We start from the raw sequence: 14,343 nt of genomic DNA, 5'->3' as shown, positions 1-14,343 counted from the left end.
GTTAGATTCCCTCCGCCGCAAGCTTTTTCGAGATAGACCCGATGTCACCCGCACCTTGCGTAATCAAAAGATCATCAGGGCGCAATACATTGGCTAAAATACTATGTAAATCATCCTCACTGCTCACATGCACAGGATCAATCGTCCCACGCTGTCGAATGCTGCCGCACATAGATTTACTGTCAGCGCCATTAATAGGTGTTTCACCTGCAGAGTACACATCCAGCAACAAGAGCACATCCACATCAGAAAGTACCTTAACGAAGTCTTCGTATAGGTCCCGTGTGCGGGAGTAACGATGGGGCTGATACACCATCACCAAACGCTTCTCTGGCCATCCATCGCGAATCGCTTTAATGGTTGCCCTTACCTCACTCGGGTGATGACCGTAATCATCCACAAACATCACCTTACCACCCTCAGGAAGAGTCAAATCTCCCTGCTCTTGGAAGCGGCGACCAACGCCTTCAAAGCCCATTAGACCGGCTTGTATTGCTTGAGGAGATACACCTAAATCCGTTGCAACGGCGATAGTAGCCAGCGCATTTAACACATTATGACGCCCAGGCATGGGTAATCGAATAGGTAAACTCTCACCTTCAGGAAGATGCGCCACAAACTCACAGTAGCGACCTGTTTGCTTAATATCCGTTGCGTAGAAATCAGCTTCTTGCTCAATACCATAGGTTAAAACAGGGCGACTAAGCTCCGGCATAATAGAGCGAACATTTTCATCATCAACACACAACACTGCCAAGCCATAAAACGGCAGGTTATGAATAAACTCAACAAAGGTACGCTTTACTTGTTCAAAGTCGCCCTTGTAGGTATCCATATGGTCTTCGTCAATATTGGTAACAATGACAGTTTGCGGCTGCAAATGCAGAAACGAAGCATCACTTTCGTCTGCCTCTGCCACCAAATACTTACTGCTACCCAATTGGGCATTGGCCCCAGCACTGGTTAAGCGACCACCAATAACAAATGTAGGAGACTCATCGGTGGCAGCCAAAATAGAAGCCATCAAACTGGTTGTAGTGGTCTTACCATGGGTCCCAGCGACCGCTATGCCATGGCGGTATCGCATCAACTCAGCAAGCATTTCGGCACGACGCACAATAGGAATACGATGCTCTTTACCCCATTTGATCTCGGGGTTTTCTTCATTGATCGCACTAGACACCACAATAACGTGGGCGTTTTTAACATTCTCTTCTCGGTGGCCAATAAAGATTTCAATACCCAAGCCTGATAAGCGCTCCGTGACAGCAGAACCTTTTAGGTCTGACCCACTCACCGAGTAGCCTTGGTTATTAAGTACTTCTGCGATACCGGACATACCCACACCACCCACACCAATAAAGTGGATATTCTGAATTCGACGCATGGTAGGGATGTCATACTGAAACTTGGCTTCAATCATTTTTCATTAACCTTATACAGTGAGAGACAACGGTTTGAGTTGCCTCAGGCTGAGCAACCGTCTTCGCCTGCTCTGCCATCTTCATAAGTTTGTCTTGCTCAGTCACACAAGACGTCAAAATATTCGTTAATTCGTTTAAAGTCAGCTTCGGTTGAGGCACAAGAAACGCTGCTCCTACGCTCTCTAACACTTGAGCATTCTTTGTTTGGTGATCATCAATAGCATGGGGATAAGGCACCAAAATAGACGGTAGCCCTGCAATCGCGAGCTCACTCACCGTCATCGCACCAGCGCGACACAACACCACATCCGCCCAGTAATAAGCCTGATTCATATCTTCGATGTAAGCATCAACTCTTGCTTCCACATGCAAGGCAGAATAACTTGCCTGAACTGCTTCGATATTACGGGCTCCCGTTTGATGCCACACATCTAAACGTATATCCATTGACCAATTTGCGAGTAATTCAGGCACCAGATCATTAATGGCTTTTGCCCCCAAACTACCACCAACCACAAGCAACCTCAGTGGACGAGCATTATCTTCCCGGGGCTTGCGCGTCATTTGTTTCAAAATGGCACCGCGCACTGGATTACCGACAGTCAGCCCATTAGGTAAAGCCCCATCAAAGGCTTGCAAGGTGACATTTGCCACCTTACTTAATAAGGTATTAGTAGTGCCACCGACAGCATTTTGCTCATGAACCACCACTGGGATACGCAAAAGTTTTGCTGCCACACCGCCGGGACCGGCAACAAAGCCCCCCATGCCTAACACTAAATCTGGTTTTGAACGGCGTAATATTGCTAAAGCCTGTCCAACGGAATGGGCAATACGTAATGGTGCCAATGCGAGTCCCATCAGACCTTTACCACGGACACCTTTGATTGAAAGAGTGTGCAAAGGAATATCATGCTGCGGAACAATACGTTCTTCCATTCCGCCCGCAGAACCGATCCATTCAACGTCCATTCCCTTCTCTAAAAATTTTTCAGCACAAGCCAATGCAGGGTAAATATGCCCACCTGTCCCACCGGCCATTAGCATCACTTTTTTAGGTTTAGACACTGCTCATTTCCTCAAATTTTTCCGATGCAGTTGTACGCTTTTTATCTTCCGGCTTTGCCTGGGCAAGACGCCTATTCTCGATATCTACCCGGGCGATAACAAACAGACTGCCCAAGGTAATAATGAGGCTACTGCCGCCATAACTAATCAAAGGCAAGGTCAAGCCTTTAGTTGGCAGAAAACCTGTATTCACACCAACATTGATAATCACTTGAGCCAAAATCAGAATTGCCAAGCCAAAACTCATGTAGCCTTGAAAAAAGCGTCCAAGCCCCATGGCTCGCTGACCGATTTTAAAGGCTCGACTCACTAGCACGCCAAACACCGCCAGCAACAAAAAACCACCAAGAAGTCCCGTTTCTTCAACCCAAACCGAGAACACAAAATCCGTATGGGCTTCAGGTAAATAGGCAAGTTTCTGCACACTATTTCCCAAGCCAAGTCCAAACCACTCACCACGCCCATAAGCAATTAATGCTTGGGAAAGCTGATACCCATCATTAAATGGGTCCGCCCACGGGTCGACAAAGTTCATCAGACGCTTGATTCGGTAACTCTCGGAGACAGCAACCAAACCCAAAGCCGCAACTACCGCAATAACCAAACCTATGAATTGATAAATCGGCGCTCCAGCAATAAACAAAAGAGCTATCACTGTCCCTACCAGCACTACCGATGCCCCAAAATCCGGCTCCAACAAAAGGAATACCAAAAACAAGAAAGACACCACCATTGGCATGCCTGAGCCAATTAACTTTTCTCTTACTCGATCTGCTCGTCGCACCAAATAACCAGAGACATATACCACCATACAGACCTTAGCCACTTCTGACGCCTGCAGGTTAAATACCACCAAGTTAATCCAACGACGACTACCGTTTACCGTTTTACCAATTCCCGGCACCAGCACCAGTACCAGTAACAACAAAGAAAAGGCCATCAGCCAAACACTGTATTGCTGCAAACGCTCTGTTGGCACTGAGAGCATCACATAGCCAAACACCAAGCCAATGAACAAATACACAATCTGCCTGGTCATAAAGTAATAAGGATGCCCATAATTACTTTCTGACAAAAAAACCGAAGCGCTCGACACCATAACAATTCCAAGCATCATCACACACGCCACCGCCCCCAAAAAGACGTTATCGATATGACGCAGTTCACTCAGAGAGACAGGCTCAAAGAACGCTTTCAAATTCATAGGGCTGCCACCAACTTTTTAAAATGATCGCCCCGATGCTCAAAACTCTTATACTGATCAAAACTTGCACAAGCAGGTGAGAAAAGCACCACATCCCCTTGTTTTACATAGCTTTTCAGAGCTTCCATGCATTGTTCCAAATTATCATGGTGAGAGTATGCAGTGCCCTCAGGAACGATGTCGATGATGTGTTGGGCATCTTTACCAAAAACATAAAGATGACTGACAAACTTTGCTAAGGCTGGTGCCAATGGGGAGAAGTCAGCCCCTTTTCCCACGCCACCAGCAATCAAATGAATGGTTGGTGTTCGAGGTGAGCCAAGCCCCTCTAACGCTGCCAGCGTCGCTCCTACATTCGTGCCTTTGGAGTCATTGATGTACACCACATCCTTTAACTCACGAACGGTTTCACAACGATGAGGCAAGCCACCAAAATCACGCAATACACCCTGTACACGAACATCCTCAATGTCCAAGCCAAGCACATCCAAAATCGCCAAGGATGCCAAGATATTGGCATAATTGTGTTCGCCTTTTAGCTTTACATCCTGAGCATTGAATAGACGTTTAACCCCTTTACTCAACCAGATACCGTCGCTGTCACGAAGCAAACCAAATTCTTTAAGATCCGGCACACCCTTGGTAAAAGCACGAACGGGAGTATTTTGAGCCAATAAAGGAGCGGTCAGAATATCCTGCTTATTGCACACAGCCGCTTCACAACCACGATAAATACGCTGTTTGGCACGTTGGTAAGCATACAAGTCGTCATAACGATCCATATGATCTTCGGAGACATTCAACAGACAAGCCACATCCGCCTTTAAAGCATGGGTGGTTTCTAACTGAAAACTGGACAACTCAAGGACATAATAATCCACCTCTTCAGAAATCAGATCCAAAGCCGGTAAACCCAAATTGCCACCCGCAACAGAGCGCTTCCCTAGAGCCAACAACAACTCATTTACTAAGGTCGTCACGGTGCTCTTAGCATTAGATCCTGTGATTGCAATGATCTTGCCATTTGCATAGTCACGAAACAGGTCAACATCTCCACGCATTTTCACACCCGCTTGAGCCAGCTGCTGCAAAATAGGTGTTGCCAAAGCGATGCCTGGGCTGACAAATAACTCAGTTACACCGAGAGTTAAAAGTGCCTCGAGACTCCCCGTGTAAATCCGATCACTGGGACAATATTGCTTCACCTGATCTAACCCCGGCGGATTGTCACGGGAGTCGATCACATAAAAATCCAAACCTTGTTGCGCCAGAAATCGAGCCGTCGACACTCCGGTCAGGCCAAGTCCAACGACAGCACGTACTCGATCGGTCGAAATCAAAGACATAATTTCTTATCTCACCTTCAAGGTCGCAATACCAATCAACACCAAGCACACGGTAATGATCCAGAAACGGACAATCACTTTTGGCTCAGCCCAACCTTTTAACTCAAAATGGTGATGGATTGGCGCCATACGGAAGATTCGTCGCTTCGTGAGTTTATAAGAAGCCACCTGCAGAATGACCGACACCGTCTCCATTACAAAGACGCCCCCCATAATAAACAACACCAACTCTTGACGCACAATCACCGCTATGACACCCAATGCAGCACCCAGCGCCAAAGCACCCACATCACCCATAAACACTTGAGCGGGATAAGTGTTGAACCAAAGGAAGCCCAGCCCAGCCCCAACTAATGCGGAACAGAAGACAATGAGCTCACCGGTACCCTGCACGTAAGGGATCAAAAGGTACTCAGCAAAACGAACGTTACCTGTGAGGTAGGCAAATAAACCTAGGGCACCACCAACAAGCACAGTTGGCAAAATCGCCAAACCATCCAACCCGTCAGTCAAGTTCACCGCATTACTGGTACCAACAATAACGAAGTAGGTTAGCACCACAAAAAACACACCCAGTGGAATGGCCGCATCTTTAAATAACGGAATCAACAGCTCTGTTTCAGCAGGCGTCGAAGCACTTACATACAAATACAAGGCAGCAGACAGACCAAACACACTTTGCCAAAAGTACTTCCACTTGGCAGGCAGGCCTTTAGAGTTTTTCTCCACCACCTTGCGATAATCATCTACCCAACCAATGGCACCAAAGGACACCAAAGTTAATAAGGTCACCCATACGTATTCATTGGTTAAATCGCCCCAAAGCAAAGTACTGATGGTGATCGAAAAGATAATCAGGACCCCCCCCATAGTGGGAGTCCCCGCTTTGCTAAGATGAGATTGAGGACCATCATCTCGCACAGCTTGACCAATCTGCAGACGCTGCAGCAGACGAATCACTTTTCCGCCAACAATCAACGAAATAAACAAGGCCGTCAGCACACCCAAAATGGCACGTAACGACAGATAATTAAAAACTGTAAAAAAAGTAACGTACTTACTTAAATAGGCAGTTAAGAGCAGTAACATGGTTAAATGGGTTCCTAGTCTTTCAACGCGTTAACAATGTCTTCCATTTTGGCCGAGCGTGAACCCTTCACCAAAATCACATGGTCTGAATTTAACGAAGCCAACAACTCTGTTGCCTCGCTCTTTGTCTCACACCGATGGGCAACACCTGCCCCACCGTGCTGTTCAAACCCGTTTGCTGCCAATTCAGCAATCGGGCCAATGGTTATTAATCGGTCAATACCTGCTGCCGCTGCATAGTTGCCAAGACCGGTATGAATGGAAGACTCCAACTCACCCAATTCTCCTAAAGCTCCTAAAACAACCCACTTTTGCTGGTCAGCAAACAGCGCCACCACATCAATGGCAGCCTCGACAGATTTTGGGCTCGCATTGTAACAATCATTAATCATGAGAGCTTTACTTTTTGTTACAATTTGCTCCATACGACCAGGGACCTGAGCAGGATGCTCGATACGTTGAACCACATCAGAAAAATCGTATCCCAGCCCAACCATAGCAAGGGCCACGGCCATAGCATTGGCAATATGATGGCGACCGGGACGGTCTAATTTCATCGGGTAACTGGCCCCTTTGAATACCAGCTCAAATTCAGACCCTACAGCAGATACCTTAATTGATTTTGCATAAAGGGTGGCAGCCGTATTTTCAACGGAAAACGTCAGGCATTCACGCCCGTCTAAGATAGACTCCCAATATGGGTAGGACGCATCATCTAGATTCAGAATAATGACCCCATCAGGCTTGGCCGTCTCGATCAGCTTACCTTTCTCAATGGCAATCCCTTGGATTGACCCAAATCCCTGTAAATGACTTCCGCTGGCATTAGTCAGCACCACCACATCCCCATGGATGGCATGCCCTAATCGCTCAATCTCACCTGGAAAACTTGTTCCCGCTTCAATGATGGCAAACTTGTCGTCAGAAGACGCACTCAATAAAGTCTTAGGCACACCAATCTGATTATTGAGATTACTAAATGTTTTGAGTACTTTAGCCTCGTTTGATAACACATCAGCCAACCAATCTTTCACACTGGTTTTACCGTTACTGCCAGTGATAGCAACAACAGGACAGGTGAAACCATCTCGACTTAAACGCCCAATCTCACCATAAGCCTCAGTGGTGTTTTGAACCTCGATGCGCGGTTCTACTGTGCATGGCTCACTGACCAACACCGCGAGAGCACCTTGCTTAACGGCCTGATCGATAAATGCATGGCCATTAAATCGGTCACCTACTAGCGCTACAAATAAAGCCCCCGCTAACGCCTCCCGAGTGTCCGTAGAAACGGATGTGACAAGCTGATCTTGGCCGACTAATCGTCCACCAGCACGAGCAGCAATGTCTGATAATTTAAGACTGTTTAACATAAGCATTCAGCGCCTTAAGCGCTTCCTCTCTGTCATCAAAATGATGTCGAACCCCCATCACTTCCTGATAGGTTTCATGTCCCTTTCCAGCAATCAAAACTATGTCTTCAGGTTGAGCAGTTGCAACTGCCTTAGTGATCGCGTCACTGCGATCAACAACCACATGTAGCTGCTTAGAAAGAGCTAAATTTTGCCCACTCAGCACTTCATCAATAATTGCTTTGGGGGATTCTGAGCGAGGGTTATCCGAGGTTACCCAAACTTCATCTGCATATTGCTGGGCAGCCTGCAACATCATAGGCCGCTTCCCTTTATCGCGATCACCACCGCAACCAAACACACAAATCAAACGACCTGGGACATGGGCGCGCACCGCAGACAATGCCATATCAAGGGCATCCGACGTATGAGCATAATCCACTAGCACCAAAGGGGCGCTAGTGACTTTTACTGGCTCCATTCTACCTGGGGCGCCATTGAGATTCGCTAATGCAGCAACCAGCTCCCCTTTACTTGGCGCAACACGCCATACCGAGGCCAAAGCCGCCAAAGCATTTTGAACATTAAATCCACCCAACAAGGGCAAGAAAACCTCATAAGTGACACCACACAACAACAGCTCAAGCTGAACCCCTGTTTGCAGGTAGTTTTTACTAACAACACTGAAATCAGCACCAGCCCCTTGGGAATACGTCCACACAGGAGCCACACTCTTTTCAGCCATATATTGCCCGTAATCCGAGTCAATACAGATCACGGAACGCTGCAACCCAGAAAAGCCAAAGAGCTTACTTTTGGCCATCGCATACTGCTCCATGGAGCCATGATAGTCGAGATGGTCCCGCGTCAAATTTGTGAAAACTGCGGTAGTAACAGGCACACCGGCAAGGCGCTTTTGATCTAGAGCATGGGATGAGGCCTCAAAGGCAACAAAATCGATCCCTTGCTGAGCGAATTTTGATAGCAACTTATGTAACGTAAGAAGGTCTGGAGTAGTTTGTTTAGCTTCTTCCAATTGGTCCAGTGGACCAATGCCGAAAGTCCCCACCATGGCACTGTTAAAACCAATCTGATTGGCTAATTGAGCAATATAAAAACAAGTGCTCGATTTACCATTGGTCCCCGTCACGGCAACAATATGCTCAGGTGCTGGCCCATATACTTGACGCACTAACGCGCCCAAGACCTCTTCCAGCCCTGCCACTTCAATGATGGAAATTTTATCGTGAACAATCTGGAGACCCTGAGGCACCAAAGCTAAGGTACAACCTTTCTCTGCCACCTGCTCTAGGTAGTCCCAACCATTTGAGGTCACGCCAGGTAAGGCAATAAAGACGGAATACTGATCCACTAAACGAGAATCGGTCTCTAAGGACCGATACTCTATCTGCTCTAATGTGTTAGGAAGTGGAAGCTCTAACCAATGGGATAGCTGCGCACTTGAGAACATATCAATTCCCCTGCACGATGCGATATGGGGTTTTCGTTTCGAGACGAACCTCGCGCAACCCTTCAGGTCTGTCTGGCGGGATATTCAGCACAGTCAGCGCCCCCTCCATGACCCGAGAAAAAACAGGCGCAGACACTTCACCGCCGTAATACTCTTGCCCTTTCGGATCATTGACCATGACCACCATAGCTAGGCGTGGATCTGTCGCAGGCACTACACCGGCAAACAATGAGACGTACTGATCATACTGGTAGCCAGAAGCTCCCACTTTGTGCACCGTACCGGTTTTGCCCGCGACATTATAGCCAGGAATCTGAGCTTTTTTGGCCCCTTGGGCAACCACTTGCTGCAACATCCCTACTACATCATGGGCGATGTTAGCTGGTACCACTTGCTCCCCATCAGGCGGCAAGTCTTGTTTAAAAATAGTGACTGGCACTTTGTAACCACCATTTGCTAACACCATATATGCCTGTGCTAGCTGAAGAGTAGACACTGAAAGGCCGTATCCATAGGACAGTGTTGCAATTTCAGAGGGGTGCCACTTAGGGTGCATTGGCAATACGCCCGTTGCTTCACCGGGGAAACCAATCCCCACTGGCGTACCAATACCCAGTTCGTAAAACATGTTCCAAATAGTGTCTTGAGGCAAAGACAATGCGATCTTGGAGGTTGCCACGTTACTGGACTTAACCAGAAGCTTCTCCAAATTGATTTTGCCATAGTTGCCCAAATCTCGAATGGTGTAACGCCCAAAGCGAATATAGCCTGGAGAGGTATCAATAATGGACTCTGTTGTGTATTGACCAGAACGCATGGCCGCCGTCACAGAAAACGGCTTCATGGTAGACCCCGGCTCAAACAAATCGATAACAGCTCGGTTACGCAGCTGATCATACTCTAAATCAGAACGATCATTAGGGTTATAGGAGGGCTGATTCACCATTGCCAAAATTTCGCCGGTACGCACATCCAAAATGACGGCCGAAGCCGAGGTTGCTCGCTGCTCGGTGACCGCTGCTTTGAGTTCTCGATAGGCTAGGTACTGCAATCGCATATCGATGCTTAACTCAATATTTTCCCCTGCTCGTTCGGGTACTTCTTGGCCAAGCACACTGATGATATTACCTTTAAGGTCCTTAACATAAGACAATTTACCGGGCTTTCCTTGCAAGGCTTTATCGTAGGCCAACTCAATACCTTCCTGACCTTTGTCATCAATATTGGTAAAGCCGACGACTTGAGCAGCCACTTCCCCAGCCGGATAAAAGCGTTTGTATTCCTTAATCTTACTAACACCTACAACACCTGCCTCAAGGATTGCTTGGGCTTCATGGGGCGGAATTTGACGTTTAAGGTACATAAACCCTTTGTTACGGTTGGTCTCAAAACGCTCTTCCAACCAAGCTCGGCCCACCCCCATTACTTCTGCTAGGCGCGCTATTTCTTGTTTCGCTGTTTTACGCTCTTTAGTGGGATCAAGCGCTCCAGCAGGCACAGTATCGAGCGCCCATAAAGAACGGGGATCGGCAATCACTGTCCAAGTAGGAGTACTGACGGCTAAGGGCTCACCATTTCGATCAAGGATCATACCGCGAGTCGCTGGAATAGATTCCGTACGCACCGCCCGTATTTCACCTTGGTTCTTTAAGAATTCCTTATCTAGAACCGTCAAATAAAACAAACGCCCTGCCGCCACTGAGAACAGAACAAATGCGAGGAAGTAGACTAGGTAAATCCGCCACTTCGTTGGTTGGTTATTAATCTCGTTTGTACTCATGGCTTCACTATGACCAATTCATCCTGACTCGGGGCATGCATATTTAAATCTCGAATAGCCGCCTGCTCTAGACGGCTTGGCTGGGTTAAAGCACTTTGTTCCAGCAAGAGCTGCCCCCACACCACTTCATAATTCACTTCATCTTTCTTTAGCTTTTGCAGGTAAGCGAAATCCTTGCGGAAGTCATAAACCTGCACCACTAACACAATCGCCATCACTCCCATCGCCAGCAAGGAAACAAGAAATGACAGCGGCTTGACGTTCGGATTATTCACTTATCCGTTCCATAACTCGCAATACCGCACTGCGAGATCGCACATTGTCACCCACTTCATTTTTAGAGGGCTTAAGCGCCTTACCAACCGTCTTAAAATGGATATCTAAGTGAGCATTTTGGATCGGCAAATGACGAGGCAAATCCGGCCCTTTACACATCCTCTTCATAAACTGCTTAACAATTCGGTCTTCCAAGGAATGGAAGCTAATCACTACTAGACGTCCACCCACTTTTAAAGCCGCCGCGGCCGCTTCAAGCCCTTGCTCTAGATCCCCAAGCTCATTATTGATATGTATGCGGATACCCTGGAAAGCACGAGTGGCTGGGTTTTTACCTTTTTCCCAAGCTGGATGAGCTTCTGCCACAATTTTGGCTAATTGCTTGGTCGTAGTTATTGGAGTATCGGTGCGATAATTAACAATGGCCTTTGCAATACGACGGGAAAATCTTTCCTCACCGTATTGGTACATGACATCAGCAATTTCTTTTTCTGGAGCAACTGCAATCCACTCAGCAGCACTCATGCCTGCATCAGGATTCATGCGCATATCAAGGGGACCATCATTCATAAAACTAAAGCCACGGGAAGCATCATCCAGCTGCGGAGAGGACACCCCCAGATCCATCATGATACCGTCCACTTTCTCGACACCAAAAACATCAGGGATATGTTCAGCCATGTTGGCAAAACTGTCTTGAACAATGGTAAAACGGTCATCTTCTGCTTCGAGAGCTTTGCCATGACCAATAGCCACAGGATCCTTGTCGAACCCAAGCATTCGCCCATTGGATAGACGGGACAGCACAAGTCGCGTGTGACCACCTCGGCCAAAGGTGCCATCAACATAAAAACCGGCGTCATCTGTCACCAGCATGTCGACCGACTCATTCAGCATCACACTAATATGTTCTGGGGTGCTATCTGTCATAGAGATATATCCATCATGCTATCAAGTTCTAAATTTTCTAAATTCGTTTCCGACAAGTATTCTTCACGCTGAGCATCCCACTCTTCCTGAGCCCAAATCTCGAGCTTTTTACCTTGCCCTAACAAGGTGGACTTGCGTGCAATCTTAGCGAAGTCCCGTAACGGCCCTGGAAGCAAGATCCGTCCTGCGCTGTCCAGGTCCAAATCTGTCGCATGCCCCACCAACAAGCGCTGTAAACGTCTCGCTTGAGGCTGAAAAGACGGCAACTTATCCAACTTTTGCTGAATTTGCTCCCATTCCTGCACCGGATATAGCAGCAAACACCTAGACGCTGGATCGATCGTCACTACCACACTGGGCTCATCGTATTGAAGAAACTCATCGCGTAAGCGTGCCGGGAGCGCCATTCGCCCCTTTGCATCCACGCTGACCTGATGAATTCCTCTAAACACGCCCATTACCCACTTATCGACACCATAACCCACAATTTAACACTAATTTTTCCAAATGGTAAAAAAAAACCCAAAAAAACTGCTCCAAAGGGGAAAACTTACACTTTGAATACACGGAGTTTTTGAGTTTTAGGCGTTTGTGGATAAAAAATGGGGCAAAACTTGTATGAGAAAAGAAATAAGCACTGGGAAAAATATAGACATACAAAAGGAGAGAAGAATGCAAGTTGGCCGATAAGCCGGGTTCTGTCGTGGACAGCCATTCATCTAGGCTATGCATCGCTACATAGCTCGAGCAACCTACCCGAACTCAGTGCGGGTCACACCGATGAGTTCCTATTTGGTCTTGCTTCAAGTGGGGTTTACCATGCCACGAACTGTTGCCAGTCGCGCGGTGCGCTCTTACCGCACCATTTCAACCTTACCGGCAGTAAACTGCTTAGGCGGTATATTTTCTGCTGCACTTTCCGTAGGCTCTCGCCCCCCAGGCGTTACCTGGCACTTTACCCTGCGAAGCCCGGACTTTCCTCCCCCCAGAGACTGGGCGGCGACTGCCTGGCCAACTTGCGGATGGGGATACTACAGTCTGACGCTGTAATTGCAAGTAGAAATGAAAAGAAGTTTATAAGGGAAAGCAAAAGCGCACTTCTAAGCCACCTTCTGGACGATTAAGTGCCTGTATTTCACCGTTATGAGTATGGGCAATACGCATAGCAATTGTTAACCCGACACCAAAGCCACCACTGTTGGCCTCCCGAGCGGACGAGGAGCGAAAGAAAGCATGGAAAATCTTATCTAGCATCTCATCCGGCACACCAGGGCCATTATCTTTTATGGAAATAACGGCTCGGTTATCAACCACACTGGACTCCACTTCAACCACACCGCCATCGCCTGCGTAAAAACACGCGTTTCGCAGTACGTTTTCTACTGCATGTCGCAATTGCACCGCATCACCATTCAAGTGTTTTGGTGTTGCCCCGACACGACTGATAGAAATACCTCTGAGCTGAGACTCAAACTGCACGTCTGAAACAATCTCATCCAACCAAGGCTGAAGTTCAATCTGCTTTTTCTCTAACGAAGCAGCCTCTAACCGAGATAAGGTCAACACCTCACCAATGAGCTCATCCAACTCATGCAATTCATTGCGAATACGATCAAGGTAGTTTTGTTGAGCGGGCTGACCTTGCTTATCTTCGGCAATCGTTAAAGCCACTTCGATACGCGCTAATGGCGTACGGAGCTCATGGGACACATCCCGCAAAAGCCGCTCTTTTGAGTCCAACAAGGTACCGAGACGCTCCGCCATCTCATTAAACTCACGAGCCAAGTTACCAATGGCATCTTGACGACGCACTAAGCGACCATCCACACGGGCAGACATCTCACCTTGACCAAATTGACGTGTAATTTTCTGCAGTTTTAGCAAAGGCCCCAATAACCAATAGGCCAAGATACCACTGGACACTAACAAGCCCAGCAGGGATAAAAACGCTATCCCCCAAGGACCAACAAAGTCTGCTGTGGGATTAGGGCGAAACACCAGCAAATATTGAGTATTCTTCGACCCCACCACTTGAATAAACTGGCTGCGGCGAAAATCAGCGGAAGGCGAAGGGGCGCCATCTTCTAAGGAAGAATCTAATCCGGAGTTATTATTGAAATTTTTCGGTAAAGGACGCAACAGCGGTTTACCATTCTCTTGGTAGATATAGATGCTGCCATCTAGTCTCTTTTCGAAGCGCTGGGCCTGATCTGTTAAAGCATCAGCCCCCTCTTCTTCATATACAGAAACGAGAGTGACACCTATATCCCCCAAGACATCTGCGGATACCTGATTTCTATCTTCAATAAAGTCTACTACTCCAAGACCAATGGCCACGACCACAATATTGGAAAATAGAACAACTAAAAAAACACGGAGAAAAGTGTTCTTCATATAATCAGG

The 14,343-nt window shown here is 47.5% G+C and carries 12 protein-coding genes and 1 other RNA gene; all 13 read right to left on the bottom strand.

The window, feature by feature from the left end:
- Position 1: 1 nt before the first annotated feature.
- Positions 2–1,423: a UDP-N-acetylmuramate--L-alanine ligase gene (murC, locus tag ACFQ45_RS16430; RefSeq protein WP_377369666.1), complete on the bottom strand. Its 1,422-nt coding sequence runs from the start codon at positions 1,421–1,423 to the stop codon at positions 2–4.
- The gene (gene murG / locus ACFQ45_RS16425) at positions 1,416–2,492 is read right to left on the bottom strand and encodes an undecaprenyldiphospho-muramoylpentapeptide beta-N-acetylglucosaminyltransferase (RefSeq protein ID WP_377369664.1); all 1,077 of its coding nucleotides are present in this window, start codon (positions 2,490–2,492) and stop codon (positions 1,416–1,418) included. Before murG ends, murC begins: the two co-directional genes overlap by 8 nt.
- Entirely contained in the window at positions 2,485–3,696 is a 1,212-nt protein-coding gene (gene ftsW / locus ACFQ45_RS16420) for a putative lipid II flippase FtsW (RefSeq protein ID WP_377369662.1), read from the bottom strand. Before ftsW ends, murG begins: the two co-directional genes overlap by 8 nt.
- Positions 3,693–5,042, bottom strand: a complete 1,350-nt coding sequence (murD, locus tag ACFQ45_RS16415; protein ID WP_377369660.1) for a UDP-N-acetylmuramoyl-L-alanine--D-glutamate ligase — start codon at positions 5,040–5,042, stop codon at positions 3,693–3,695. The genes ftsW and murD overlap by 4 nt, the downstream gene beginning before the upstream one ends.
- A 6-nt stretch (positions 5,043–5,048) precedes the next feature.
- Complete coding sequence (mraY, locus tag ACFQ45_RS16410) at positions 5,049–6,131, bottom strand: phospho-N-acetylmuramoyl-pentapeptide-transferase (RefSeq protein WP_377369658.1); 1,083 nt, start codon at positions 6,129–6,131, stop codon at positions 5,049–5,051.
- A 14-nt stretch (positions 6,132–6,145) separates the two neighbouring features.
- A complete protein-coding gene (locus ACFQ45_RS16405) occupies positions 6,146–7,504 on the bottom strand; it encodes a UDP-N-acetylmuramoyl-tripeptide--D-alanyl-D-alanine ligase (protein ID WP_377369656.1) in 1,359 nt (452 codons plus the stop codon).
- Positions 7,488–8,954 (bottom strand): UDP-N-acetylmuramoyl-L-alanyl-D-glutamate--2,6-diaminopimelate ligase, encoded by a 1,467-nt coding sequence (locus ACFQ45_RS16400; protein ID WP_377369654.1) that lies wholly within the window; start codon positions 8,952–8,954, stop codon positions 7,488–7,490. Before ACFQ45_RS16400 ends, ACFQ45_RS16405 begins: the two co-directional genes overlap by 17 nt.
- 1 nt (position 8,955) lies before the next feature.
- Positions 8,956–10,734: a peptidoglycan D,D-transpeptidase FtsI family protein gene (locus ACFQ45_RS16395; protein WP_377369652.1), complete on the bottom strand. Its 1,779-nt coding sequence runs from the start codon at positions 10,732–10,734 to the stop codon at positions 8,956–8,958.
- Positions 10,731–11,009, bottom strand: coding sequence for a cell division protein FtsL (gene ftsL, locus ACFQ45_RS16390; protein ID WP_377369649.1), 279 nt, complete (start codon positions 11,007–11,009; stop codon positions 10,731–10,733). The genes ACFQ45_RS16395 and ftsL overlap by 4 nt, the downstream gene beginning before the upstream one ends.
- A complete protein-coding gene (gene rsmH / locus ACFQ45_RS16385) occupies positions 11,002–11,940 on the bottom strand; it encodes a 16S rRNA (cytosine(1402)-N(4))-methyltransferase RsmH (protein ID WP_377369647.1) in 939 nt (312 codons plus the stop codon). The genes ftsL and rsmH overlap by 8 nt, the downstream gene beginning before the upstream one ends.
- On the bottom strand, positions 11,937–12,398 hold the full coding sequence (gene mraZ, locus ACFQ45_RS16380; RefSeq protein WP_377369645.1) for a division/cell wall cluster transcriptional repressor MraZ: 462 nt from the start codon (positions 12,396–12,398) through the stop codon (positions 11,937–11,939). Before mraZ ends, rsmH begins: the two co-directional genes overlap by 4 nt.
- A gap of 213 nt (positions 12,399–12,611) precedes the next feature.
- Positions 12,612–12,959: RNase P RNA component class A (gene rnpB, locus ACFQ45_RS16375), an RNA gene on the bottom strand.
- Positions 12,960–13,014: 55 nt separating this feature from the next.
- Positions 13,015–14,334: a HAMP domain-containing sensor histidine kinase gene (locus ACFQ45_RS16370; RefSeq protein ID WP_377369643.1), complete on the bottom strand. Its 1,320-nt coding sequence runs from the start codon at positions 14,332–14,334 to the stop codon at positions 13,015–13,017.
- Positions 14,335–14,343: the final 9 nt, after the last annotated feature.

The sequence above is a fragment of the Rhodanobacter aciditrophus genome (genome assembly GCF_042679525.1).
GTDB lineage: Bacteria > Pseudomonadota > Gammaproteobacteria > Pseudomonadales > Marinomonadaceae > Marinomonas > Marinomonas aciditrophus.
This window is presented reverse-complemented; position numbering and strand designations above follow the sequence as displayed.